Origin of the sequence: Actinoplanes sp. NPDC049599 (assembly GCF_044465625.1) — a bacterium.
Classification (GTDB): Bacteria; Actinomycetota; Actinomycetes; order Mycobacteriales; family Micromonosporaceae; genus Actinoplanes.
Genome location: NZ_JBITLX010000001.1, coordinates 493,930 through 519,245, shown reverse-complemented (window position 1 = coordinate 519,245; position 25,316 = coordinate 493,930). Strand labels below are relative to the sequence as shown.

At 73.0% G+C, this 25,316-nt stretch carries 22 protein-coding genes; 6 read left to right on the top strand and 16 right to left on the bottom strand.

Going from position 1 to position 25,316, the window contains the following annotated elements:
• Positions 1–128: 128 nt before the first annotated feature.
• A complete protein-coding gene (locus tag ACIBQZ_RS02420) occupies positions 129–2,285 on the bottom strand; it encodes a DEAD/DEAH box helicase (RefSeq protein WP_396086798.1) in 2,157 nt (718 codons plus the stop codon).
• Between the two features lie 136 nt (positions 2,286–2,421).
• On the opposite strand from ACIBQZ_RS02420, the gene ACIBQZ_RS02415 reads away from it, so the two are divergent.
• Both ACIBQZ_RS02415 and ACIBQZ_RS02410 read left to right on the top strand, forming a co-directional pair.
• Positions 2,422–3,150 carry a hypothetical protein gene (locus tag ACIBQZ_RS02415; protein ID WP_396086647.1) on the top strand — a complete coding sequence of 243 codons (729 nt, stop codon included), beginning with the start codon at positions 2,422–2,424 and terminating at the stop codon, positions 3,148–3,150.
• Positions 3,151–3,195: 45 nt separating this feature from the next.
• Positions 3,196–3,594: a hypothetical protein gene (locus ACIBQZ_RS02410; protein ID WP_396086646.1), complete on the top strand. Its 399-nt coding sequence runs from the start codon at positions 3,196–3,198 to the stop codon at positions 3,592–3,594.
• A gap of 59 nt (positions 3,595–3,653) precedes the next feature.
• Here the strand turns inward: ACIBQZ_RS02410 and ACIBQZ_RS02405 are convergent, their stop codons facing one another.
• Both ACIBQZ_RS02405 and ACIBQZ_RS02400 read right to left on the bottom strand, forming a co-directional pair.
• Positions 3,654–4,379 (bottom strand): SDR family NAD(P)-dependent oxidoreductase, encoded by a 726-nt coding sequence (locus ACIBQZ_RS02405; RefSeq protein ID WP_396086645.1) that lies wholly within the window; start codon positions 4,377–4,379, stop codon positions 3,654–3,656.
• A gap of 113 nt (positions 4,380–4,492) precedes the next feature.
• On the bottom strand, positions 4,493–5,710 hold the full coding sequence (locus ACIBQZ_RS02400) for an MFS transporter (RefSeq protein ID WP_396086644.1): 1,218 nt from the start codon (positions 5,708–5,710) through the stop codon (positions 4,493–4,495).
• 219 nt (positions 5,711–5,929) lie between these two features.
• Here ACIBQZ_RS02400 and ACIBQZ_RS02395 point away from each other — a divergent pair, with 219 nt between their 5' ends.
• On the top strand, positions 5,930–7,231 hold the full coding sequence (locus ACIBQZ_RS02395) for a TrkH family potassium uptake protein (RefSeq protein WP_396086797.1): 1,302 nt from the start codon (positions 5,930–5,932) through the stop codon (positions 7,229–7,231).
• Positions 7,224–7,898 (top strand): potassium channel family protein, encoded by a 675-nt coding sequence (locus tag ACIBQZ_RS02390; RefSeq protein ID WP_396086643.1) that lies wholly within the window; start codon positions 7,224–7,226, stop codon positions 7,896–7,898. The genes ACIBQZ_RS02395 and ACIBQZ_RS02390 overlap by 8 nt, the downstream gene beginning before the upstream one ends.
• Here ACIBQZ_RS02390 and ACIBQZ_RS02385 read toward each other — a convergent pair.
• The 10 genes from ACIBQZ_RS02385 to ACIBQZ_RS02340 form a co-directional block, all read right to left on the bottom strand.
• Entirely contained in the window at positions 7,895–8,323 is a 429-nt protein-coding gene (locus ACIBQZ_RS02385; RefSeq protein WP_396086642.1) for a hypothetical protein, read from the bottom strand. The genes ACIBQZ_RS02390 and ACIBQZ_RS02385 overlap by 4 nt on opposite strands.
• A 17-nt stretch (positions 8,324–8,340) precedes the next feature.
• On the bottom strand, positions 8,341–10,056 hold the full coding sequence (locus tag ACIBQZ_RS02380; protein ID WP_396086641.1) for a serine/threonine-protein kinase: 1,716 nt from the start codon (positions 10,054–10,056) through the stop codon (positions 8,341–8,343).
• A 112-nt stretch (positions 10,057–10,168) separates the two neighbouring features.
• Complete coding sequence (locus ACIBQZ_RS02375; protein ID WP_396086640.1) at positions 10,169–11,680, bottom strand: fused MFS/spermidine synthase; 1,512 nt, start codon at positions 11,678–11,680, stop codon at positions 10,169–10,171.
• Between the two features lie 27 nt (positions 11,681–11,707).
• Positions 11,708–12,724, bottom strand: coding sequence for a coiled-coil domain-containing protein (locus ACIBQZ_RS02370; protein WP_396086639.1), 1,017 nt, complete (start codon positions 12,722–12,724; stop codon positions 11,708–11,710).
• Between the two features lie 64 nt (positions 12,725–12,788).
• Positions 12,789–13,562, bottom strand: a complete 774-nt coding sequence (locus tag ACIBQZ_RS02365; protein WP_396086638.1) for an SDR family NAD(P)-dependent oxidoreductase — start codon at positions 13,560–13,562, stop codon at positions 12,789–12,791.
• A gap of 9 nt (positions 13,563–13,571) precedes the next feature.
• Complete coding sequence (locus ACIBQZ_RS02360) at positions 13,572–14,378, bottom strand: inositol monophosphatase family protein (RefSeq protein ID WP_396086637.1); 807 nt, start codon at positions 14,376–14,378, stop codon at positions 13,572–13,574.
• Positions 14,371–14,826 carry a response regulator gene (locus ACIBQZ_RS02355; RefSeq protein ID WP_360551624.1) on the bottom strand — a complete coding sequence of 152 codons (456 nt, stop codon included), beginning with the start codon at positions 14,824–14,826 and terminating at the stop codon, positions 14,371–14,373. The genes ACIBQZ_RS02360 and ACIBQZ_RS02355 overlap by 8 nt, the downstream gene beginning before the upstream one ends.
• A gap of 120 nt (positions 14,827–14,946) precedes the next feature.
• A complete protein-coding gene (locus tag ACIBQZ_RS02350; protein ID WP_396086636.1) occupies positions 14,947–16,542 on the bottom strand; it encodes an ATP-binding protein in 1,596 nt (531 codons plus the stop codon).
• On the bottom strand, positions 16,539–17,735 hold the full coding sequence (locus ACIBQZ_RS02345) for a PP2C family protein-serine/threonine phosphatase (RefSeq protein WP_396086635.1): 1,197 nt from the start codon (positions 17,733–17,735) through the stop codon (positions 16,539–16,541). Before ACIBQZ_RS02345 ends, ACIBQZ_RS02350 begins: the two co-directional genes overlap by 4 nt.
• Positions 17,736–17,882: 147 nt before the next feature.
• Positions 17,883–18,230: a hypothetical protein gene (locus tag ACIBQZ_RS02340; RefSeq protein WP_396086634.1), complete on the bottom strand. Its 348-nt coding sequence runs from the start codon at positions 18,228–18,230 to the stop codon at positions 17,883–17,885.
• Positions 18,231–18,326: 96 nt separating this feature from the next.
• Between ACIBQZ_RS02340 and ACIBQZ_RS02335 the strand changes: the two genes are divergently transcribed.
• Complete coding sequence (locus ACIBQZ_RS02335) at positions 18,327–20,699, top strand: M28 family peptidase (RefSeq protein ID WP_396086633.1); 2,373 nt, start codon at positions 18,327–18,329, stop codon at positions 20,697–20,699.
• A gap of 6 nt (positions 20,700–20,705) precedes the next feature.
• Here ACIBQZ_RS02335 and ACIBQZ_RS02330 read toward each other — a convergent pair whose 3' ends face one another.
• A complete protein-coding gene (locus ACIBQZ_RS02330) occupies positions 20,706–20,990 on the bottom strand; it encodes a Smr/MutS family protein (protein ID WP_396086632.1) in 285 nt (94 codons plus the stop codon).
• Positions 20,987–21,388 carry a tetratricopeptide repeat protein gene (locus ACIBQZ_RS02325; RefSeq protein ID WP_396086631.1) on the bottom strand — a complete coding sequence of 134 codons (402 nt, stop codon included), beginning with the start codon at positions 21,386–21,388 and terminating at the stop codon, positions 20,987–20,989. Before ACIBQZ_RS02325 ends, ACIBQZ_RS02330 begins: the two co-directional genes overlap by 4 nt.
• A gap of 138 nt (positions 21,389–21,526) precedes the next feature.
• On the opposite strand from ACIBQZ_RS02325, the gene ACIBQZ_RS02320 reads away from it, so the two are divergent.
• The gene (locus ACIBQZ_RS02320; RefSeq protein ID WP_396086630.1) at positions 21,527–23,680 is read left to right on the top strand and encodes a hypothetical protein; all 2,154 of its coding nucleotides are present in this window, start codon (positions 21,527–21,529) and stop codon (positions 23,678–23,680) included.
• Here the strand turns inward: ACIBQZ_RS02320 and ACIBQZ_RS02315 are convergent.
• Positions 23,675–25,312, bottom strand: a complete 1,638-nt coding sequence (locus ACIBQZ_RS02315; RefSeq protein WP_396086629.1) for a hypothetical protein — start codon at positions 25,310–25,312, stop codon at positions 23,675–23,677. The two genes, ACIBQZ_RS02320 and ACIBQZ_RS02315, sit on opposite strands and share 6 nt — an antisense overlap.
• Between the last annotated feature and the right edge of the window lie 4 nt (positions 25,313–25,316).

Sequence of the window (25,316 nt, the reverse complement as noted above, 5' to 3'; positions counted from 1 at the left end):
CAGCTGGGCCACCACGGGCGGGGCCAATGCTCCTCCGGCAGGCCCGCCGAGCCCACACTCCCACCGCGGGCCGCCGCGTTATCAGCCCATCACCAATCACCGCTCCGTCGGTCGCTGAAGCCGGGCGGTCAGCCTGCCACCGCCAGGGTGAGCGGCAGCACGCCCGGCGCACCGGCCTGGCGGAGCGCCCTGCCCGCGAGCACCATCGTCCAGCCGGAGTCCGCCATGTCGTCCACCAGCAGCACCGGGCCTTGAATGTCCTTGAGGGACTCAGCCATCTCCGGTGAGACCGTGAAGGCGTCGTGCAGCGCGAGGACCCGCTGCGCGCTGTTTCCCCTCGGCCCGTCGTCGCCCGTGTGGGTGGAGGTGAGCGTTCCGAGCAGGGGCAGTCTGCCCACGGCCGCGATGCGTTCCGCGAGGCTGTCCACCAGCTTGGGGCGGCGATGGGAACCGACCGAGACGACCGCGGCCGGGCGCTGCGCCCAGGCGTCGTCGCCGTGGGCCCAGCCCTTCAGGACCTCGATCACGGCTGCCACCATCTCGTCCGGGATCGGGACGTCGGGGGCCTCCGGAGCCACCAGCGCGCGCAACCTGTCACCCCAGCCGAGGTCGGACAGCCGTCCCACGGCACGGCCCGGCAGGATCTGCTCGCTCGGGCCGATCTTGCCCTTCAGCGGGACACCGACCGCGGCGAGGCCGGTGGGCCAGAGCTTCTTCGGGGAGATCTCCACGCCCGCGTGGCCGAGGAAGGTCTGGGCCGCGGCCAGCGCCTCCGTCGACACTTCGGCGTCGAAGAGCGGTTCGGCACAGTTGTCGCAGCGACCGCACGGCTTCGCCTCGGGGTCGTCGAGGCAGCGGCGCAGGAACTCCATGCGGCACGCCGTCGTGGCCGCATACTCGATCATGGTTTTCTGCTCTGCGGTCCGGGCCTCCGCGACCCGGCGCAGGCGCGCGGTGTCATAGGTCCACGGCTCGCCGGTGGCCAGCCAGCCGCCGCGGGTGCGGCGGACCGCGCCGTCCACGTCGAGGACCTTGAGCATCAGTTCCAGGCGGGTGCGGCGGAGGTCGACGATCGGCTCCAACGCCGGTGTCGACAGTGGGCGGTCGGGCGACAGGGCGGACAGCACCGTGCGCACCTGCTCCTCGGGCGGGAACGCGAGGGATGCGAAGTAGCGCCAGATCGCGATGTCCTCGGGGCCGGGCAGCAGGATCACCTCGGCGTGCTCCACGGCCCGCCCGGCGCGGCCGACCTGCTGGTAGTACGCGATCGGCGAGGGCGGCGCACCGAGGTGCACGACAAAACCGAGGTCGGGCTTGTCGAAGCCCATGCCCAGCGCGGACGTCGCCACCAGTGCCTTGATCTTGTTGTCCAGCAGATCCTGCTCGGCGGCGCGGCGGGCGGAGTCTTCGACCTGTCCCGTGTATGACGCGACCGGGAAGCCCCGTGACCGCAAGAACTCGGCGGTCTCGGTGGCCGCGGCGACCGTCAGCGTGTAGATGATGCCGGAACCGGCCAGCCGGTCGAGGTGGTCGGCGAGCCAGGCCAGCCGGTGCGCCGGGTTGGGCAGATCGAGGGTGGCCAGCCGCAGCGAATCCCGCTCCAGCGAACCGCGCAGCACGAGCGCGTCGCCGAGCTGCTCGGCGACGTCGGCGGTGACCCGGGAATTGGCCGTGGCCGTGGTGGCGAGGACGGGCGTCAGACCGGGCAGCCCGGCCAGGAAGGTGCGCAGCCGCCGGTAGTCGGGGCGGAAGTCGTGACCCCAGTCGGAGACGCAGTGTGCCTCGTCGACCACCAGCAGGCCGGTGCTGGCGGCGAGCCCGGGCAGCACGTTGTCGCGGAAGTCGGGGTTGTTGAGCCGTTCGGGGCTGATCAGCAGGACGTCGACCTCGCCGGCCCGGATCTCGGCGGTGATCTCGCTCCACTCGTCGAGGTTGGCCGAGTTGATCGTGCGGGCGCGGATGCCGGCCCGCGCGGCGGCCTCGACCTGGTTGCGCATGAGCGCGAGCAGCGGCGAGACGATGACGGTCGGCCCGGCCGGAGGATCACCGGGCTCGGCGGTCATGCCGTCGCGCAGCAGGGCGGTGGCCACGAAGTAGACCGCCGACTTGCCCCAACCGGTGCGCTGCACGCAGAGCACCCGCCGGCGATCCACGACAAGAGCCTCGATCGCCCGCCACTGATCCTCACGGAGCACGGCGTGCTCACCGGCGAGCCGGCGCAGCACTTCCTCGGCGCACTCCCGCACCGCGTCCCGCTCGGCTTCGCTCACTGCTGCCCGCTTCATCTCGACCACGCAGCATGTCTACCAGCCGGGACCGACAAGACCCGGGTTATCCACAGGCCGGGTCGGCCGGGCTCGTTATCCACAGGTCGGCAGATTGCCCGCGCGGCCGGGCGGCCTTCGCTGACACCATGAACGCATGCGGGACAGGCTACGCAAGCTGCACTTCGAGGGGCGGGAGTTCACGTGGAAGGCAGACATCCGAGCCGCGCCGGGCACCGACGGCAGGCGGCGCCGGTTCATCCGGGTCCGCGTCTGGGGAGCGGGCAAGACCGGCTGCGTGCTGCAGGCCGACCTGATGGAAGCGCCTGCTCCGGGGCAGCACGCGAGCACCGATCAGACTCAGCGGCACACCGACCTGGCAGAGCCGTCCGATCGGGGCCGGCCCGACGGCCCAGCGACAACCGATCAGACTCAGCGGGTAGCTGACCCTGCGGAGCAGCCGCCCGAACAGAGCCAGCACGACTACCCACCCGCCACCGACAAGACCCAGCGGGTAGCCGACCCGGCAGAGCCGCCGCCCGAACAGAACCAGCACGACTACCCAGCGGCGACCGACCAGGCCCGCCGGGCGGTCAGCCGGGCAGGACCGTCCCATCGAGGCCGACACGGCGATTCACCAGCCACCGATCATCCTCCGCCAGCGCGCGCACCGGCGGAGGAGACGACGCGCACCGGCGGAGGAGACCACGCGCACGCACCGGCGGAGGAGACGACGTACGCCTACCCGAGCGCCGCCATCGTGCTCCAGCTCGTGGCCTGGGGTCTGACGGCCGGCTGGACGCCCGACAGGGTCGGCGGGACGTTCCGGGTGAGCTCGGCGGCCGGACCGGTGCTGCCCGGCCTCGCCGTGGTGGACGGGCCCTGATCCGGTTCCTTGACAAATAAATTTGTCGGTGGCAGCGTGGTCCGCATGACGAAGACGATTGCGGAGAAGCTGCAGATCAAGCCGCACACCACGGTGTGGCTGTCACACGCGGGATACCTGCCGCTGCTGACCCCCATGCCCGAGGGAGTGCGGGAGAGCGAGAACCCGGCAACGGCGAGCACCGCGGTGCTGTTCGCGGACAGCGCCGCCGAGGTCCGCAAGCTGCTCGAGGAGCATGCCGCAGACCTCGCCAAGCCCGCGGTGGTCTGGATCGCCTATCCGAAGGGGAACAAGGCGGACATCAACCGCGACACGTTGTGGCCGATCGTGGCCGACTTCGACATGCGCCCCAACGGGCAGGTGGCGATCGACGGCCGCTGGTCGGCGCTGCGGTTCCGGGCGAACAAACCGGGCGAGGGCCGCTTCGCCGGCGGCGCCAAGTAGCGGCCGCGGGGGCCGGCCGGCGACCGGACGCAGCAAGCGACCAGCCGCCGCCAAAGGGCTCAGCGGCCCAGCACGCTCCCGCCGTTCACGTTGATGATCTGGCCGGTCACGAAGCCGCCGCCCGGCCCGACCAGCCAGCGGACCGATTCCGCGATGTCGTCCGGCACGCCTGCCCGCTTCACCAGCGTCGCCGCCACCCGCCTCGCGTGGCCTTCCTCGGTCATCCGGCCGTCGAAGAACTCGCTGTCCGTCACGTAGCCGGGGGCGATCACGTTCGCGGTGATGCCCTCGGCGCCCAGCTGGGTGGCCAGGTCCAGCGCATAGCCGTGCAGCGCCGCCTTCGCCGCCGAGTACGGGCCGCCGCCGCCCCGCTGAGCCGCGATCGAGCTGGTCAGGATGATCCGTCCGCCCGGCCGGCGCAGCAACGGCAGCAGCGCGTCGGTGAGCAGCACCGCCGTCAGCACGTTCGAGTCGAGGTTCGCCCGCCAGTGCGCCGCCAGGCCTTCCGGGGTGGAGTCGTCGCCGGTCAGGTAGGCGCCGGCGTTGTTGACCAGCACGTCGACCGGGCGGCCACCGACGGCCTCGACCACCGCCGCGGTCTGGCCGGGCACCGCCAGGTCGGCGGTGACCGCCGTCGCCTGCGGGCCGATCCACTTCACCGCGGCGGCCAGCACGTCGGGGCGGCGCCCGACGATGATGACGTCGTAGCCCTCTCCCGCCAGCATCCCCGCCGTCGCCCGGCCGATCCCCGTGCCGCCCCCGCTGACCACCGCAAGCCTTGACATGCCACCGACTCTAGAGGAGCCGCCCGCCGACCCCGGACCAGCCGCCGCCACTGCCACCCGACGACCCCGGATGCCCGGGTGACAGCAGCGGGGCAAGAGCGGGACGAGTCGAGCTACACCCTCTGCAGGAAGGCCGCTCGCGCCGAAGACAACGGACGCCAAGCCAGCACCAACACCACCCCCATCCCACCCGCAGCCGTCCAGAACGTCGCGGTGAGCCCATACGCCTGCGCCACCGCCCCGCCCAGCAGCGACCCGACCGCCGCCCCGCCCAGGTCCAGCAGCGCATACACACTGCTCACCCGCCCGTACACAGCCGACGGCACCGATCGCTGCCGCAGCGTCATCACCGCGTTCCCCCACACCGTCGCGTGGATGCTGAAGACCACGATCATCGCCGCGGCGACCCACACCGTCCGCGTCGCTGCCAGGGTCGCGTGCAGCGCCACCTCCACCGCCAGCCCGCCCCGGAGCAGCACCGTCGCGCTGACCGTTCGGAGCAGAGCCGGCGCTGCCACCGAGCCCGCCAAGCCACCCAACGCGAACGCCGTCAGCAACAGCCCGTAGCCGACCCGGCCCAGGCCCAGCCGCTCGAAGGCGTACAGCACGAAGATGGCGAAGGCCGCGCAGAAGATCATGTTGCCGAAGGCCATCGTCACCGCCAGCGTTCGTAGCAGGCGGTGGCCCCACAGCCAGCGGACGCCTTCCGCGATGTCCGTCCGGAGCGAGCGGTGGGGCCGGGGTTCGGGCGGCGGGAGGGTGCCGATGCCGGCGATCAGCGCTGCCGATGCCGCGTACGACAGGGCGTTTGCCCCGAACGGCGCCGCCGCGGCCACCACGAACAGCCAGGCACCCAGCGGTTTTGCCGCGAACTGGTGCAGCACCGTGAAGGTTGCGCCGAGCCAGGCGTTTGCCGTCGGCAGGCGGTCCGGTGGGACCAGGGCCGGGACGAAGGCCGACGACGCCGTGTCCGCCAGCGTCTCGCCTGTGCCCAGCACGAAGAAGACCGCGTAGATCAGCGGCACGGTGACCAGGTCGCAGGAGACCGCCGCGACCAGCGTGATCAGGGCCGCCGCGCGGATCAGGTTGACCGTCACCACCAGGCGGCGGCGGTCCAGCCGGTCTGCCCACGCGCCGCTGATCAGGGCGAACAGCAGCCAGGGCAGTTGCTGGGCGAAGACCGCGCCGGCCACCGCCGCCGGGTCGGTGGTGATCGAGGCGACCAGCAGCGGACCGGCCGCCATGGTGATGCCGTCGCCGATGTTGGAGACCGCGCTCGCGGTCCAGAGTTTGCTGAAGTCCGCGCCGAGGCGCGGGAAAAGGGCACGCACGATTGCTCCTCGAGCCGGGGGAAACGGTCGACGACCGCCCCGTGCGAGGAGACCCGGGCCGCGGGAGACTAAGCGGCGCGTCCTCGCGTCGGGGCGAAGACCGTTGCCATGTCGAGTTGCATCACGCACCCCTTCCGCATCGTTTGATGATGAACTCTAGATCGAAATGAGGAGGTGCGGGTGCGGGGTCGTTCACCGTGGCGGTATCCCGCGCGGATCGTGCCGATCGCTTTTCTCGGCGCGATCGGCATCGGGACCGCGCTGATGATGCTGCCCGCCGCGCGGGCCGAGCCCGGGCACGCGCCGTTCGTGACCGCGCTGTTCACCGCGACCAGCGCGGTCTGCGTCACCGGGCTGGGTGTGGTCGATACGCCGACCTACTGGTCCGGTTTCGGCGAGGTGCTGATCACCGTGCTGTCGCAGATCGGCGGGTTCGGCATCATGACGCTCGCCACGCTGCTCAGCCTGCTGGTGTCGCGGCGGCTCGGGTTGCGCAGCCGGCTCATGGCGCAGGCCGAGAGTTCCGGGCTGCTCGGCGGCAATGTCGGCGGGGTGCTCATCCGGGTCGCGATCGTCATGTTCGCCTCCGAGGCCGTCATCAGCGTGGTGCTCACGCTGCGGTTCTGGCTGGCGTACGACTATCCGTTCGGCCGGGCCGTGTGGGAGGCCGTCTTCCACGCCGTGCAGGCCTTCAACAACGCCGGCTTCGCGCTCTACCCGGACAGCCTGGTCCGGTTCGTCGGCGACTGGTGGATCTGCGTGCCGCTGTCGCTGGGCGTGATGGCCGGCTCGATCGGCTTCCCGGTGCTGTTCGAGCTGGCCCGGGAGTGGCGTTCGCCGGGCTTCTGGTCCACCCACACGCGCCTGACCGTGTGGGGCAGCCTGCTGCTCAGCGGGGTCGGTTTCCTGGTCTTTCTGACCTTCGAGTGGAGCAACCCGCAGACCCTCGGCCCGCTGGGCACGCCGACCAAGATCCTGGCCGCGTTCACCCAGGACGTGATGACCCGCTCGGGCGGCTTCAACAGCATCAGCCTGGGCGGGATGAACACCGAGACGATCGCCGTCACCAACGGGATGATGTTCATCGGCGGTGGCAGCGCGAGCACCGCCGGCGGCATCAAGATCACCACGTTCCTGCTGCTCGCGTACGTGATCTGGGCCGAGATCCGGGGTGAGCCGGACGTGGTCATCCGCAAGCGCCGGATCGCCGAGGAGACGCAGCGCCAGGCGGTCACCGTCGCGCTGCTCGGGGTGGCCCTGGTGGCCACGGGCACCGTCGCGCTGATCATGTTGACCGAGGACATCCCGTTCGACCGGGCGTTGTTCGAGGTGACCTCGGCGTTCGCCACCGTCGGGCTCAGCACCGGCATCACCCCTACCCTGCCGCCGTCCGCGCAGGTCGTACTGGTCATCCTGATGTATGTCGGCCGGGTCGGCACGATCGCCGTGGGAACGGCGATCGCGTTGAACACCCGCAGCCGGCTCTACCGCTACCCGGAGGAGCGACCCCTCGTTGGCTGACAAGAAGCTCACCGCGAGCCCGGACAACGTTGTTGTCGTCGGGCTGGGCCGGTTCGGCGGGCAGGTCGCCGCCTCACTGGTCAACCTCGGTCACGAGGTGCTCGGCATCGACTCCGACCCGCGCATCGTGCAGGACTGGTCCGACCGGCTCACCCACGTCGTCGAGGCGGACGCCACCGACACCGACGCGCTGCGCCAGCTCGGCGTGCAGGAGTTCGCCCGCGCGGTGGTCGGCATCGGCACGAATCTTGAGGCCAGCGTGCTGACCGTGCTGACCCTCACGGAGGTCGGCGTGCCGGAGGTCTGGGCCAAGGCGATCAGCACCAAGCACGGCAAGATCCTGTCCTCGGTCGGCGCCCGGCACGTGGTCTACCCGGAGGCGGAGATGGGCGAGCGGGTCGCGCACCTGATCACCGGGCAGATGCTGGACTACATCGAGTTCGACGACGGCTTCGCCATCGCGAAGGTCCGGGCGCCGCGGGAGGCGGCCGGCCGCACGCTGGCCGACATCGGCCTGCGCAGCAAGTGGGGCGTGACGGTGGTGGGCATCAAGCTGCCCGGCAAGGACTTCACGTACGCGCGCCCGGGAACCGTCGTGCCGCAGGGCTGCATCCTGATCGTGGCCGGCGACACCACCAAAGTGGAGCAGTTCGCGGCGGTGACCTAGCCGGGCCAGACCATGAACAGCACCAACCGGGTGTCGGTCTCCAGGTAGTAGACGCCGTCCTCGTTCTCGCCCAGGTACCAGGTGTCACCGGCCGCCAGCTTGCCCTTGAGGGCGGCCGGCATGATCGGTTCGGTGCTGAACGGCTGCCACTGCCGGCTGGCGAACAGCCGGTCGAAGTCGGCCTGCGACAGCCGGGCCACGCCCTGCACCCAGCGGCCGGCCGGCTCGTCGCCGGTGGTGAGGTCCTTGGACCGCTCGTCGAGCCAGTAGCCCTCCTCGACCACGCCGAGGTGCTCCATCCGTTCGATCGGCGCGCTCTTCGTGCTGCGGACGGCGTCGGCGGCGGGGGCGGGCTCGGGCTCGGACGTGCAGCCGGCGAGCAGGACGGCGGAGCACAGCAGGGCGAGAGGTGCGAGCCTGATCACTCCGACACCCTAAGGCGTCACACCGTCACGGAGAAGCCCGGTTTCTTGTCCGTGGGCGGGCCGGAGTCCGCCGGAGCCGGAGCCGGTGACGGGGGTGGCGTCGTCTTGCGGGGTGCGGGCTTCTTCCGTACGTCCGCAGCCGGGGTGCCGCCCGGGACGGCCGCCTCGGTCGCCGCCGCGCCCACCGCACCGATCACCTCGGCCCGGCAGGCGTGCCCGTTCAGCGCGAAGGCCACCGGCAGCGGGTTGCTGATCCGGTAGCTGCCGCTGAGCGTCACGCTGGCCGACCGGCCGGGCCGCAGCTCCGTGTCGTCCTTGGCACGCAGGACCAGCTTGCGGCCCCGCTGGGTGAGCCGTTTCGGCGCGTCGGTCAGCCGCTGGCCGCCGGTGAACGCGAACTCCAGCGACCATGCCGACAGCGCGTGCGCACCGGTGTTGATCACGGTGACCTGGGCGCCGAAGTCCGAGCCGGAGTCGCGCTGCACCCGGTAGCGGACCTTGCACCCCGCGCCGTGCGGCACCACCGCGCCCGGGCCGGCGCCGGCCGCGGCCGCCTGCGCCGTGCCGACGTCGGCGGGTTCGCGGGTCGACGACCAGGCCAGGCCGATCGAGGCGATCAGCACGACCGTGGCGACCCCGGCCTGGTAGCGGTGCCGGCCGGCCAGCACCGCCGCGCCGAGCCGGCCGCCGGGCAGCAGGTCGCGCAGCAGCCCACCGGCGCGGAACAGCCCGTCGCCCAGCGGTTGCGCGCCGCCGAGCCGCAGCGCCCGGGCCACCCGCAGGCCGGTGCGCACCCGCAGCCCGGGGGCACGGACCGGGCGGGGCCGCGGATGCGGCGACGGACGCCGGCGCGGCACCAGGTCCGCGGCGACCGGCGGGATGATCGGCTGGAAGCCGACGAGCGCGGCCAGCACCTCGGCGACCGTGGCCGCGCCCGGCCGGTCCTCCGGCTGCTTGGCCAGGCAGCGCAGGCAGAGGTCGGCCACCTGCGCCGGCAGGCCGGGCAGCGACGGTACGGGCTCCGGATCCACGAACAGATGCGCCCGCAACGCCTGCGTGGTGTTCCCGGCAGGCCACGGCAGCCGCCCGGTGAGCGTGCGATAGAGCAGCAGGCCGAGGGCGTACACGTCGGTCGCCGGCGCCACCGGGCCGCCGCCGAGCCGCTCCGGCGCGAGGTACGCCGGCGTGCCCAGCAGGCTGCCGTCCGGCGCCGCGTCCCGTTGCCCGACGAGCGCGGAGATGCCGAAGTCGACAACCTTGGCACCGGTCGCCGTGAGCATCACGTTGGCCGGGGTCACGTCGCGGTGCACCACGCCGCGGGCGTGCGCGGTGGCCAGCGCCGAGGCGACCTCGGCCACGATCAGCACGGCGTCGCGCCAGGGCAGCGGACCCCTGCGGCTGAGCCGCGCGGCGACCGACTCACCGTCGTTGAGCTCCATCACCACGTACGGGACCGTGCGGTGCTCGTCCAGCGGGGATTCCCCGAAGTCGAAGATGCCGGTGATGTGCGGGTGGCACAGCCGCGCGGCGGCCAGCGCCTCCTGCCGCAACCGGTCGCGGAACGTGTCGTCGCCGGCGAGTTGCGGCGACAGCATCTTGACCGCGACGGCCCGGCCCAGCACCTGATCGTGGGCGCGCCAGACGACGGACATGCCGCCGCTGCCGAGCCGCTCGAGCAGTCGGTACCGGTCGCCGACGAGGCCGTTCTGTCCCCCGGTCGCCAGCCAACCCATGTGCCGATTGTGGCCCGAGGGACACCCCGCCCACCGCGGGTCCCGGAAATCGCGGGGGCCGTCATCGGTGGTCTGACCAGCACATCGCTCTTTGTCCGGAATAACCCGCTGATCACCCGGCCAGGAGCTGATCCACCGGCGCGAAGTCGTCGGTCAGCACCCGGGCGCCGTTGATGAAGGCGGTCAGCCGGGCGCCCGAGACCAGCTGCACCGGCTCGTCGACCAGGTCGAGGTGGTTACGGAGCTCGTCCAGGGCCAGCGGCGACTTCGAGGCCACGATGAGGAAGTTCGAGCCGGTCTCGCCGTTCAGGGCGGCCTGCGGCGCGACCAGTGCGACGTGCGGGAAGACGGCGGCGACCGTGGCCAGCTCGGCCCGGATGAACCGGTCCGGCGGGTAGTCGATGACGTTCTGGGCGTACACGCCGTCGGGGCGCAGCACGCGGGCGATGTCGGCGGCCATCTCCCGGGTGGCGAGGTGCCACGGGACCACCAGGTGGCCGAACGCGTCGCCGACCACCAGGTCGTACCCCGCGCCGCGCTGCCCGGCCAGCCCGACCCGGGCGTCGCCGACCCGGACCCGCAGGTTCGGACCGGTACGCAGGCCGAGCTCCCGCTTGTCCAGGTCGACCAGCCCGCCGTCGAGCTCCAGGACGAGCTGGTCGCTGCCGGGCCGGGTGCGCGCCACGTACTCCGGGACGGTGAAGCCGCCGCCGCCCAGGTGCAGCGCGTTCAGCGGGGCGCCGCCGGCCTTGGCGACGTCGACCACGGCGCCGAGCCACTGCACGTACGCGAACTCCAGGTGGGTCGGGTCGTTCAGGTCGACGTACGAGTGCCGCGCCGAGTTGAGGATCAGCGTCCGCCCACCCGACCGGGCCGGATCGTTGTCGACCCGCGCGCAGTGGTACGCCGTCTCGATGTCGCACGGGGTCGGCGCGGTAGCACCCAGCCCCGCCCCGAACAGCCCGACGGTTACCACCACCGCCCGGGTCCGTGCCTTGCCCGGCAACCGCAGCGACGGGTCCTTGCGGTGCAGCCACCAGCCGAGCCCGAAGCCGGCCAGGGCCAGCACCGCGGCCAGGGTCAGCACGATCCAGCTGCTGGGCATCGCGGCGACGAAGACAAAGCCGGTGCCCAGCGTCGCGGTGATCGCGCCCAGCGTGCCGAAGCTGGACAGCCGGCCCACCACCTCGCCGGTGCGGCGCAGGTCGCCCAGCTGCAGCTTCACGGTCAGCGGGGTGATCGAGGCCAGCAGGAACGCGGGCAGGAAGACGGCCAGCGCGGCGAGCAGCAGCACGGCCGGTGCCGACCCGCCGCGCAGCACCTCCCCGCCCCAGCGGACCAGCGGCAGGGTGATCGCCGTGAAGATCGCCGACAGCAGCAGCGCCGGTGCCAGCAGCAGCCGCGGGTCGTACCGGTCGGCGAGCCGGCCGCCGAGCCAGGTGCCGTACGCGATGGCGGCCAGCGAGATCCCGATGACCGAGCTGCTGACCTGCAGGGTCACGCCCACGTACGGGCCGACCAGCCGCAGCGCCACGATCTCCAGGACCAGCACGGCGCCGCTGGCGAAGAACACCAGCGCGGTGGCCAGTCCGGAGGGCAGGGCACGCGGTGCGGAGTTCTCCATCGCGCGGATGCTACCGGCGCGCGCCTGTCAGATGACTGATAGGTGCACGTGGTTGGTGTGGGTGGCGCTCGGGCCGCCGGAGCCGCTGTAGGACTTCCAGCCGAGGCCCGGTTGCCAGATCTGCCGGTACCAGATCACGTACAGCACGCCGAGACGGTCGGCGTTCTTCACGAAGTACGCGGCCAGGTTGTCGCCGTACGTACGGTCGCCGCCGGAGGCGTTGACGTTCTCGAAGCCGCCGGAGGCCGCGGAGAAGTCACAGGCCCGGCCCTTCGGATGCTCACCGGAGGAACGCTGGCTGAAGCAACCCGTGTACCGCTTGAAGCCCGACGCCCGAGCCTGCTGGTACGCGTGCAGCGTCCGCGGCGTGATGCACCCGCCGCCGCCCGGGGAGGGGTCGTTGACCGAGCAGGACTCCTTCGGCCAGGAGCCGTCGGAGTTGCGCGGGGCCGGCTTGGCCAGCGGCGAGTTGGCGTTGATGAAGCCACTGCGCGCCGCGCCGCCGCCGGCGATGGCCAGCGCCTGCTCGGCCTGCTGCTTCTTCTTGGCCATCACCGTGACCTGCTTCTGCTGCTCCTTGATCTCCAGGTCGATGGCCTTCTTGGCCTGCTCGGTGGTGACCACCGCCTCCTGGTAGCCGGTCAGCACCTTGCCGTCGACCTGGGCCATCTGGTCCAGCCGCAGCGCGCGTTCCATGAAGGCGTCCGGGGAGGAGCTGTTCAGCAGCAGCGTCATGGTGTTGAAGCGGCCCTGCCGGTAGGACCGGCTGGCGACCTCGCCGACCCGGGTCTCCAGCGAGGCGGCCTTCTGCTTCGCCTCGGCCAGCGTGGCCGTGAGCTGCTTCTGCCGCTTCTTGGAATTCTCGAGCTTGTTCTTGGCTTCGATGTGGCCCTTGGCGGCGGACTCGAGCGCCGTCCGCAGGCTCTTCGTGCCGCCCTCGGAATCCGGGTCCGCGTGCGCGGCCGGTGCGGCCACGAGCAGCACCGCGAGGGCGATGAGGATCGCCAGGACAGGCTGAAGCCGGCGCAGGAGAGTCGCCGCCACGGTCTACCTCCCAAGTCGTGAGCGCGGTGACTCTACCGCGCCGCACGCCAGAACGGCAGCGCGCTCACGTTGATGAATATCCACCGTCGACGAAGAGTGTCTGGCCGGTCACCGCAGCGCTAGCAGCACTCGCCAGAAAAACCGCGCATCCGGCGAAATCCCCCGGGACCCCGTTGCGGCCGATCATCGTCCGCCGGGCGTGCGCCGCGACCGTCTCCGGATCGGCGAAGACCGGCTCGGTCAGCGGGGTGTGCACCACCCCGGGCGCGACCGCGTTGCAGCAGACGCCGCGCGCCGACCACGCCTCGGCCTGCGAGCGGGTCAGGGCCACCAGGCCGGCCTTGGCGACACCGTAGGCGCCGCTGTTGCCGTACGCGCGGAAGGCCTGCTGGGAGACGACGTTGATGATCCGGCCCCAGCCCCGGGCCGCCATCGCCGGGCCGAACCGCTGCCCGAGCAGGAAGGGCGCGGTCAGGTTCGCCGCCAGCGTCACATCCCAGTCCTGCTCGGTCAGCGCGTCCAGGGGCGGGCGCCGGTTCACCGCCGCGGCGTTGACCAGCACGTCCGCGGCGCCGTACCGGGAAAAGATGGTGTCGGCCGCGGCCGCGAGCGCGGACCGGTCGGCGAGATCGACGGAGACCGCGCCGGCCTCGACGCCGGCGGCGGTCAGCTCGCGGACGGTCTCGGCCAGCGGCTCCGAGCGCCGGGCCACCAGCACGACGCGCGCGCCGGCCCGGCCGAGCGCGCCGGCCATCGCGCGGCCGATCCCGGAACTGCCGCCGGTCACGATCGCGGTCCGGCCGGCCAGACCAAAAAGCTCAGACAGGTACGCAGACATGGTCCAGCCTCAGGCGTAGAGGGCGGTGTGCACGCTCCGCCAGATGTCCTCGTTGGCGGCCACCAGCAGGCCCAGGTCGGCGTCGGTCGGCCGGTACGCCGAGCCGTCCAGGTGCCGGACCGTGCCGCCGGCCTCCTGGACGATCAGGGACCCCGGCACATGATCCCACGGCAGGATCCGCCAGAAGGTCGCGAACTGCTGCTCGTCGGAGACGATCGCCGGATACTCGTAGCCCGCGCAGTGCCGGCCGCCGGTCACCGCGCCCACGGCGCCGATCCGCGCCTCGATCCGCTCGCGCAGGCCGTCGGGAAAGTACGTGCGGGACAGCGAGCCGGTCAGCCCGGCCGCGCCCGGGTCGTCGGTGCGGGTCTTGACCCGCAGCCCGTCGATGAACGCGCCGCTGCCCGCCTCCGCGACCGTCATCCGGTCGGCCACCACGTCGAGGATCCACCCCGCGGCCGTCTCACCGTCGCGCAGCAGCGCCACCATCACCGCGAACGGGGTCTTGCCGGCGGCGAAGTTGTTGGTGCCGTCGACCGGATCGACGATCCAGACCGCACCCGCGTCGCCGACCCGGCCCAGCACGCCCGGGTCCGCGGCCACCGCCTCCTCGCCCACCACCTGCGAGCCGGGCAGCAGCGCGGTCAGCCCGGCGGCCAGCGCCCGCTCGGACTCCTGGTCGGCGATCGTGACCAGGTCGCCGGGGGACTTCTGGTGGATCTCGGCGCCGCTCAGGTTGCGCCACCGGGGCAGCACGATGGTCTGCGCCACCTCCCGGACCAGCGCCGTGACCTCGTCGATCAGGTCGTCACGCACGCGGCGGCAGCTTCACGACGCTGACGAAGAACTCGTCGATCTGCCGGATCACCGAGATGAACCGGTCGAAGTCGACCGGCTTGGTCACGTAGGCGTTGGCGTGCAGCTGGTAGCTGCGCAGGATGTCCTCGTCGGCGGCCGAGGTGGTCAGCACCACCACCGGGATCCGGCAGAGATCGTCGTCCTTCTTGATCTCCTCCAGCACCTCCCGGCCGTCGCGGCGGGGCAGGTTGAGGTCGAGCAGGATCAGGTCCGGGCGCAGCGCACCCTCGTACGCGCCCTCGCGCCGCAGGTACGCCAGCGCCTCCGCGCCGTCGGACACCACGGTCAGCCGGTTGCGGACCTTGTGCTCCTCGAACGCCTCCTGCGTCATGAGCACGTCGCCCGGGTCGTCCTCGACCAGCAGCACCTCGATGGGCGTGCCATCCTGCCGCACCGCACCCGTCATGGCCGAGCCTCCTTGGCCATGCCCTCATGGCCCTCGCGGTCACGGTCGCCGCCAGCCGCCGGCCGGCGACGCTCGGTGCAATCGGTCATAGCTGAGCCTCCTTTGGCACGTCGCCTGGCATCACGCCGCGACCTCATCCTGTTTCCGCGGCTCCGCCACCGGTACGCCGGCCAGCAGGGGCAACGTGAAGTAGATCGACGTACCCTCGGCGACGTCCAGGTCGAGCCAGATCCGCCCGCCATGGTATTCGACGATCTTCTTGACGATCGCCAGCCCGATCCCGGTGCCCTCGTACGCATCCCGCGCGTGCAGCCGCTGGAAGATCACGAAGACCTTGTCGGCGAACTCGGCCTCGATGCCGATGCCGTTGTCCCGCACGTTGATCTGCCATTCCTCGGCACCGCGTTCGGCGGTGATCTGGATGACCGGGGGCACGTCCGGGCGGCGGAACTTCAGCGAGTTGCCGACCAGGTTGACAAAGAGCGTGGTGAGCAGCGGCTCCTCGCCCTCGACCGTCGGCAGGTCGGCCCAGATGATCTCGGCGTCGTCCCCGGCCCGCGCCTCCAGCTGCGACTTCACCTCGGTCAGCACCCGGTTGAGGTCCACGTCGGTGAAGCCCGCGGTGAGCCGGCCGATCCGGGAGAACGCCAGCAGGTCGTTGATCAGGCGTTGCATCCGCTGGGCGCCGTCGACCGCGAACGCGATGTACTGGTCGGCCCGCTCGTCCATCTGGCCCGCGTAGCGGCGCTGCAGCAGCTGGCAGAAGCTGGCCACCTTGCGCAGCGGCTCCTGCAGGTCGTGCGAGGCCACGTAGGCGAACTGCTCGAGGTCGCGGTTGGACCGGGTCAGCTCCTCGGCCTGCAGCTTGAGCTGGTCGTTGACCCATTCGATCTGCTCGCGCGCCTCGCGGACCTCGGTCAGCTCGGCGGCGATCTGCCGGCGCATCCCGTCGACGTCCGCGGCCAGGGTTCTCAGCTCGGGCGACCCGGTGCTGGTGATGCGCTTGTCGTAGGCGCCGTCGGCCACCTCGCGGACCTGCTCGGCCAGCTCGGTCACCGGCCGGCTGACCAGCCGGTCGAGCAGCAGGAACAGCGCCGCCCCGGCCAGGATGACCACCACCGCGGCGAAGATCTCCAGCGCCACCAGGACCGTGCCGGTGCGCTTGGCGGCCGCCGCGGCGGCCGCGCGGACCACCCAGATGTCGTCCTGCAGCCCGGCGATCGAGGCCCGCAACGCGTCGAACTCGGCGGTGTCGGCCGCGTCGATCAGCGCCTGCCCGGCCTCCGGGCCGTCGGCCTGGACGGCCTTGATCACCGGATCCGCGACCGCGGCCCGCCAGGCGTCCGCCCGCTGCTGCACCACCTGCAGGGCGGCGCGGACGGCCGGGTCGCCGTCGGGGCCGTTGAGGTCGCCGATCTGGGCGAGCAGCTGGTTCTGCGCCGCGAGCCCGTCGTTGTACGGCTTCAGGTTGTCCAGGTTGCCGCTGATCGCATACCCGCGGACGCCGGTCTCCTGGTTGACCACGGCGGTGTTGAGGCTCTCGCCGGCCGCCCGCATCGGGCCGGTCTTGTTCAGGATGATGTCGATGTGCTCGTTGCTGCTGGCCGCCGTGATCGCGGCGAAGACGCCGATGATCGTCAGCACCAGCGCGACGGTCGTGGACAGGGCGACCACCCGGCGCCGCAACGTCCAGGAGCGCAGGCTCAGCAGGCTCATCGGCCACCGCCCCGGGAGATCAGCAGCATCGCCACGTCGTCCGCGAGCGGGCCGCCGTTGCCCTGCTCGGCCCGGCCCACCAGCCAGGCCGGGAGCGCGGCCAGCGGCACCTCCTTGGCGGCCGGCTCGGCGAGCACCCCGCACAGCCCGTCCACGTCCAGCCGTTCGTCGCCCACGCCGCTGTGCCCCTCGATCAGTCCGTCGGTGTACATCAGCAGGGACCAGTCATCGCCGGTGAGCTCCACGTCGGTCGCCGGGGTGGGGGTCGGCCGGACGCCCAGCACGATGCCGCGACGCGCGGCGACCGGCTCCGCCCGGCCGTCCTTGAGCAGGACCGGCGGCGGGTGCCCGGCCAGCCGGACGGTCGCCCGGTTGGCGCTCAGGTCGAGCACGACCGCCGCGACCGTGGCGAAGACCTCGCGGGCCCGCCGCTCGCTCATCAGCACCTGTTCGAGCGCGCCGAGCACCTTGTCCTCGGGCACGCCCGCCAGCACCAGCGCCCGCCAGGCCACCCGCAGCTCGACGCCCAGGGCGGCCTCGTCGACGCTGTGCCCGCAGACGTCGCCGACGATGACGTGCAGCCGGTCGGGCCCGACCTGCACCACGTCGAAGAAGTCGCCGCCGAGCAGGCCCATCGCCCGCCCGGAGCGATAGAACGTGTGCACCGCGACCTCGGTGGTCTGCATCAGCGGCTGGGGCAGCAGGCCGCGCTCGAGCCGGGCCGACTCGGCCTGCCGCAGCTCCACCTCGCGCAGCCGCTGGGTGTTCTCGTCGGCCCGCTTGCGCTCCACCGCGTAGCGCAGCGCCCGGACCAGCAGGACGCCATCGACCTGGCCCTTGACCAGGTAGTCCTGGGCGCCCTCGGCGACCGCCGCGACCCCCAGGTGCTCGTCGGAGCGGCCGGTGAGCACGCAGACCGCGGCGCTGCCTGCCACCGCGAGCAGCTTGCGCAGCCCGTCGATGCCTTCGGCGTCCGGCAGGCCCAGGTCGAGCAGCACGCACTGCACGCCGCGCATCATCGGCCGGGCCTCGCGCAGGCTGGTCGCCACCCGCAGGTCGAACAGCGCACCCGCCTCGGCGAGCAGCTCCTTGACGAGGAAGGCGTCACCCTCGTCGTCCTCGACGAGCAGGATGCGCAGCCGTTCGGGAGCCTTCAGCGCCGGCGGTGGCGCTGCGAGGGCACGTTCACTCACCACGCCACCCCGCACGACGGGGTGCGCGCAACGGCGGCTCCGGCGCGGTGGGAACGGTTGATGGCTCGACTCCTTCGGGCGTGACCCGCTGATAGTCCACCACGGGCTGCGGACGCACAACACCAGAGACCACGGCAGCGGTACGTCTCACCCGGGCGGCCCGTACGACCGGTCCTCGGCCACCCGCCGGGCGTGCTCGGCGATCACCTCGCCGAGGATGCCGTGCAGCCGCCCGCAGTCGGCGCAGTGCAGGTTCTCGTCCAGCCGGCGGCTGCCGCAGCCGATGCAGGTGCCCCGGTCGGCGGGATCGCGGTAGCCCTCCAGCGCCCGGCACATCGCCCGCACGACATGATCGCTGACCTGGAACGTCGCCTCCCCGAGCGCGGTGCGCAGGCCGAGCACGGCGGCGGGGCCGGCCTCGGGCGTCGGGTCGTAGCAGGCGACCCGATCGATGAACTCGGCGAAAACGGCAGGGGGGTCGAGCGGGGCGGTCACCGGACAAAGTTATGCCACCGGCCGGGAAGATCCACGGGGTACCCGTCCGGGGCCGCAACGGGTTAGCTGTCCTCCACACCGTCGTAGGAGGTTCACGTGGACGTACCACCGATCGAGGCCGCGGCACGGGCGCTGGCCCGGCCCTCCCACCGGGTGGGCGCGGCATCGGCCGCGATCGTGGTGCTGCTGGTCGTCGCGGTGGCGGCGCTGCAGTCCGTCCGCTCGCCGGCGGCCCTGGGCGCCACCGCGCCGGCCACGGAGTTCAGCGCCGGCCGGGCGTTCGAGCAGGTACGAGCCATCGCCACCGAACCGCACGTAGCCGGCAGCGCGGCGGCCGACCGGGTCCGCGACCACCTCCTGGCCACCCTGCGCGGCCTGGGCCTCGACCCGCAGGTGCAGGACACCGCCTCGGTGCAGGGCGGCGACCTGTCGTCGAGCGCGGGCGGGATCAGCCTGGCCCGGGTGCGCAACGTGGTGACGCTGCTGCCGGGCACCGCGCCGACCGGCCGGATCTTCCTGGTCGCCCACTACGACTCGGCGCAGGTCTCCCCCGGTGGCAACGACGACGGGGCGGGCACGGCGACGATCCTGGAGCTGGCCCGGGCGCTGGCCGGCGGGCCGCGCCTGCGCAACGACGTGGTGCTCGTGCTCACCGACGCCGAGGAGGCGTGCCTGTGCGGGGCGCAGGCGTTCGTGGACCAGCACCCGCTGGCCCGCGACGGCGGCGTGGTGCTCAACCTGGAGGCGCGCGGCAGCTCCGGTCCGGCGATCATGTTCGAGACCGCGGCCGACAACGCGGGCCTGACCGGGGTGTTCGCCACCGCGCCCAAGCCGGTGGGCACCTCGGTCGCGGTGGAGGTCTACCGGCTGCTGCCCAACGACACGGACTTCACCCCGTTCCTTCAGGCGGGTTTCACCGGGTTCAACAGCGCGTACATCGACGGTGCGGCGGTCTATCACGCGCCGACCGACACGCCCGCGACGATGGACCGGGACAGCCTGCAGCACCTCGGCGCCAACGCCCTGAAGTTGACCCGGGAGCTCGGCGGCCGTGACCTGCCCGCGCTGCGCTCGACCGGCGACGCCACCTACTTCCCGGTGCCGGGCGGCCTGGCGGTCTACTCGGGCGGCCTGACCTGGCCGCTGGCCGGGCTGGCGCTGGTGGCGGTGCTGGTGCTGGCCTGGCTGACCCGGCGCCGCGGGCTCACCTCCGGCGGCCGGCTGGCGGGCGGCTTCGCCGTGGCGCTGGCGCCGATCATCCTGGTGCCCGGGTCGGCCCAACTGCTCTGGGCGCTGCTGAAAATCGTCCGCCCGGGGTACGCCGCTCAGCTGATCGACCCGTACCGCCCGTTCTGGTACCGGCTGGCGATCGTGGCGCTGGCCGCGACGATCGTCTGCGCCTGGTACGTGCTGCTGCGCCGCCGGCTGACCCCCGCCGCCCTGGCCGTCGGCGGCCTCGGCTGGCTGGCGGTGCTCGGTCTCCTGCTGGCCGCCTTCGCGCCCGGCGGCTCCTACCTCGCGGCGCTGCCCGCGCTGGCCGGGGCGCTGGCCGGCATCGTGGCGGTGCTGCTGCGCGGCTGGTGGGCCGTGCTCGCGGTGACTGCGGGCGGGGCCGTCGCGGTGGTGCTGCTGCTGCCGCTGGTGGTCCTGTTCCTGCCCGCCCTGGGGCTGGCGCTGGCCGGCGCCGGCGCCGGAATCACGACGCTGCTGGCGCTGGCCCTGCTCCCGGTCGTCGACCTGCTGCACCCGGAGGCCGGCGGCCAGCGCGGGCTGGTGGCGGCCCGGGCCCGCCGGCTGGGTGGGCTGCCGACGCTGGCGGCGCTGCTGACCGCGGTCGCCTGCGTGGCGACGGGCCTGGCCGTGGACCGCTTCGACGCGGCGCACCCGGCACCCACCCACCTCATGTACGCCCTGGACGCGGACACCGGTCAGGCCCGCTGGCTGAGCGAGGAGAACAAGCCGCAGCAGTGGACCGGACAGTACGTCTCGGGCGAACCCACCACGGTGGTCGACACGCTGCCCGCCTTCGGCCCGGCGGAACTGCTCACCGGTCCGGCCCCGGCCGCCGCGCTGGCGGCCCCGACCGTGGCCAAGACCGCCGACACCACGACCGGCGAGCTGCGGACGGTCACCTTCCGGCTCACCCCGCAACGCCCGGTACGCCTGCTGACCCTGCACGTGAACGTCGAGGCGACGGTCACCGCGGCCCGGGTGGCCGGCCGTGAGGTCCCCACGGACCGGCGGGCGGGTGGCCCCTGGGGCTTCGGCTTCGGGTTCCACGCCCCGCCGCCGGACGGCGTCGAGGTCACGCTGACCGTGCCCGCGAAGACCCCGCTCCGGCTGCGGGTGATGGACGCCAGCGACGGGCTCGGCGCCGTACCGGGCTTCCGGGCGCGGCCGGCGGACGTGGGGGTGATGGGTTCACACAGCTCGGAGATGCTGGCCGTGGCGCGCACCGACACCCTGTGAACCGGGCTAGCGGCCGCGCCTGCCCTTGCCCTGCGAGGACTCGAACTTGAAGTGCACGAACAGCCGCCCCCAGTTGTCGCCGTCCTTCTCGACCCGGTGGTAGAGCTGCTTGATGTCCTTCTGCTCCAGGAAGCGGATGACCTTCTTCTTCAGGGCGCCCGAGCCCTTGCCCGGGATGATCTCGACGAGGGTGGCCTTCTTCTGGATGGCCTCGTCGATGACATCCCGCAGGGCCTTGTCGATCTGGGTGCCCTTGTTGAAGATGTCGTGCAGGTCCAGCTTGATCTTCACGCCTGCGATCCTAAACCGCCGTCGCCGCCGCCCCCGCCGTTCTTGCCCAGCCACGTCTCGACCCGCCGCAGCGCCTCGGTGTAGTCGCCGTGCCGGTGCATCGCGGCGGCCAGGCGCAGGTGCGGCAGGGCCTCACGAAAACGGCCGGCCCGTTCGAGGGTCCGGCCGAGGACGTGGTGCGCGTAGTGATCGGAGGGATCGTGGTCGATCAGCGCCCGCAGTTGCGCCTCAGCCCCGTTGAGCTGCGCGGAGTTGAAGTAGGCCCGGGCCAGTAACTGGCGGACAGCCGCGTTCTGCGGCTCGGCCTCGACGATCGGCTCCAGCAGCCGGGCCGCCCCGAGCGGGTCGCCGGACTCGAAGAAGAAGGTGGCCCTGCGGTACTCCTCCAGAAGATCCACGACCCGCTCCCCACACGCTCGCGCCGGCGCCAGAAGACCAACGGAAGCACAACATCGGTCGGACGGCGAGTGTTCCACCGTCCCAAGCTTCCCGACAATTCACCCGATTCCGCAACCTGCGCGACACAGAATGCCTGCGTGGGGGACTTCCCGCTCCATCTGGTCCAGGCGCCTCCGCGTCCGGCTTCCGGGCGCGCCAGGACGCTGCTGATCGGCGTGGTCACGCTGGCCATGTGCCTGTTCCTGGCCGGCGCGGCGGCGCGGCCCGCGCTGCGCTCGGCGGCCTTCGCGATCCCGGGCATGACCGCGATCGGCTCGCCGCCGCTGGGCCGGTCCTGGGCGCCGGCGCCGGCCGGCACCGGCGGCCTGCGCAGCCTGGCGACCGCCGGCAAGGGCACGTTCGCCCTGCACACGGCGGGTGGGGACGTCACCTTCCTGCCCGGGGTGAACCTGGGCGGCACGACACCGGGGCACCAGCCGGGCGAGCTGTCCGTCACCGCCGGGCAGTACCGGACCTGGTTCGCGGCGATGGCCTGGCTCGGCATCCGGGTGGTGCGGATCTACACCATCCACCCGCCCGCCTTCTACCGGGAACTGGCGGCCGTCAACCGGGCGAGCGCGGACCGGCCGCTCTACCTCATGCAGGGCGTCCGTCCCCCGGACGAGTCGCGCGATCTCTCCGCGGCGTCCGCCACCGCCGCCTTCCGGCAGGAACTGACGGATGCCGACAAGGCCGTCCGCGGCGAGCTGACCCGGGCACCGCGGCCGGGCCGGGCCGACGGCACCTGGTCCACCGACGTGACGCCCTGGCTGGTGGGCTGGATCATCGGGGCGGAGCTGGACCCGGTCACCACCGACCGCGCCGAGTCCCGCAACGCCGCCGCCCCCGCCGCCCGCGGCCGGTACTTCCGGAGCACTCCGGACGCGTCACCGACCGAGCGGTGGTACGCCCGGCGGATGGACGAGCTGGCCACCCTGCAGGCGGCGGCCGGGCTGAGCCAGCCGATCGCGTTCGTGAACTGGCCGACCACCGATCCGTTGCGGCACCCCGAGGAGCCGTCAGGAGAGGAGGACCTGGTCCGGCTCGACGCCAACCACGTGGTGGCGACCGCGGCCTGGCCGGCCGGGACCTTCGCCAGCTATCACGCGTATCCGTACTATCCCGACTTCCAGCGGCATGAGCCGGCGCTGCTGGCGCACCGGCACGCCGGGCGGGCCGACCCGTACGCGGGCTACGTCGCCGCGCTGAAGCGGCACCACGGTGACCTGCCGACGCTGATCACCGAGTTCGGCGTGCCGTCGGCGATCGGCTCCGCGCACAGCGGGCCGCTCGGCCGCGGCCAGGGTGACCACAGTGAACGCGAGGCGCTGCGGATCAACGCCGAGCTGCTGCGGCTGCTCCGGGACGAGGGCCTGGCCGGCGGCTTCCTCTCCGCCTGGGCGGACGAGTGGTTCAAGGGCTCCTGGAACACCCGGCGGCACCAGAATCCGGAGCGCCGCCAGCTCTGGCACGACCCGCTCACCGCCGAGCAGCACTTCGGACTGATCGCGACCGACGCCGCCGGCTCCCCGGACGCGACCACCGAGTACCTGCTGGACGACGAGCGGGGCTGGCCGGCGAAGCGGGTCACCGCGCGGGTCGACGAGGCGTACCTGCGGCTGCGGATCGGGCTCGGCACGCCGGCGCCGAGCACGCTCACGCTCGGCTTCGACGTGCTGCCCGGGCTGACCGGCCCGCCCGCGCCCGGCACCGCGAACCGCGCCGCGGACGCCGCGTTCTTCCTCGACACGGTGGCCCGCACCGGGCAGGCGTACCTGCGCGCCGAGCTCGACCCGCTGCCGCTGGACCTGGCCGTGCCGGCCGCCGCCCGCGGGCCGGCGGCGATCGGCTGGCAGCGGTTCGAGCTGCTGGTGGACCGGGCCCGGACGGTGCCGACGACCGGCGAGAAGCTGCCGGCCGAGCTGCAGAACGCGGGTCTGCTCCGGTACGGCGACCCGGCCGCGGACAGCCGGGCCCTGTGGCACCGCGACGGCGACGACCTGCTGGTCCGGGTGCCGTGGGCGCTGCTGGGCTACGCGGACCCGTCGAAGCACATGGTCGGCGTGCCGGCCGGCGGCACGCTGACCCTGCGCGCGTCCCCCGGGGTGGGGGTCACCGTCTCCGCGACCGGCACCGATCAGGTCGCCGGACCGGTGACCTGGGTGAACTGGAACCGCACCTACTCCACCGAGCGCCTCAAGCAGGGCGCCGAGCAGTTCCGCGACGCCGCCCTGGCGACGGGCGGCTCATGAGCGCCGGACCAGCAGCGCGGTCAGGCCGCCGCCGAGCAGCAGCGTGCCGAGCGCGACCAGCGCGATCGGGCTGAGCCCGGTGACCGGCAGGTCGCTCGCGCCGGGCAGGACCGAGGCGCTCCACGGGCGCGGCGCCGGGGTGCCGGACGGCAGGGGCGCCGCGGCGGCGGGCGTGGCGGTGACGAAGCTGCTGACGGTGATGCCGTCCCGGGTGCGCGCGACCACCGCGACGTCGTACTCCCGGTCGTTGCGCAGCCCGGTCAGCTCGCAGCCGTCGGCGGTGGCGTCGGTCAGCGTGCAGCCGGACTCGTAGCCGGCGGTCGTCGCCCAGTAGTAGGTGAACGCGCCGGAGCCGAGGTCCGTGGGCGGCCGCCAGTCGATCCGGAGGCCGCCGTCGAGGGCCCGGGCCCGCACACCGGTCACGGCACCGGGTGGCCGGGGCAACCCCACCACCGGTACGGGCACCGCACTCGCCGCGCTCCGCCCCGCCCCCAGCTGCCCGTCGGCGCCGGCACCCCAGCAGTACGCGTACCCCCGGGTGTCGGAGGCGCAGCTGTGCTCCTCGCCGGCGTCCACATCGCGCAGCGTGCCCCCGGCGCTGACGCCGACCGGCACCGGGCCGGCGGCGGAACGGCCGTTGCCGAGCCGCCCGTCCGCTCCCTCGCCCCAGCAGGACGCCCGGCCACCACGGTCCAGCCCACAGGTGTGCTCACCGCCGGCGGTCACCTCGGCCAGCGCCGCGCCCAGCTCCACGCCGACCGGCTCCGTCCGGGTCGCCCGGGTCCCGGCCCCGAGCCCCCGGGCACCCCAGCAGTACGCCGGCCCCTCGACCCCGAGCGCGCAGGCCTGCGTCCCGCCGACCGTCACCTCGCGGACCTTGCCGCGCATCGGCCCGGTCGTCGCGACCGCCACCGGTTCGTCCCGGTCCCCGTGCCCACCGGTCCCGAGCTGCTCGTACGCGTCGGAGCCCCAGCAGAAAGCGGCGCCGGCGGCGGTCACCGCACACGTGGTGTCGCGCCCGGCGGCGATGTCGACGACCACCCCGCGCATCCCGCTGTGCGTGCCCACCCGGACCGGCACCGCCGAGCCCCGCAGCCCCGGCACGCCCAGCTGGCCGTGCGAGCCGTCGCCCCAGCACCAGGCGCTGCCCACGTCGTCCACGGCACAGGTGTGCCGGGCGCCGGTGGTGATCTTCACGAGATGCCGGGCGGCCGGCGGGGTCACCGCGACCGCGGCGTCCCGGTCGGCGTACCCGCCGTCGCCCAGCTGGCCGGCGGAGTCGTCGCCCCAGCAGTGCGCGGCGCCCCGGACGTCGATCGCGCAGGTGTGCGCCTTGCCCGCGTCGACCTGGACCGCGTCGCGCAGCGCGAGCACCGGCTGCCCGAAGGCGTGCGCCGCGGCGCCGTCGCCGAGCTGCCCGGACGAGTCGTCGCCCCAGCAGAAGAGCTCGCCGACGCTGGTCAGCGCGCACGAGTGGGCGCCGCCCGCCGCGACGGTCGCGGTCAGGGCCGCGGTCCGGATCGTGTCGGCGTTGATGCCGGGCGGGTACGGCCCCTGCGCGGCGGCCGGCACCGCCGGCAGCACCACCAGGGCGAGTGCCGCGAGGACACCTCCGAGACGACCAAGCCGCACCCGT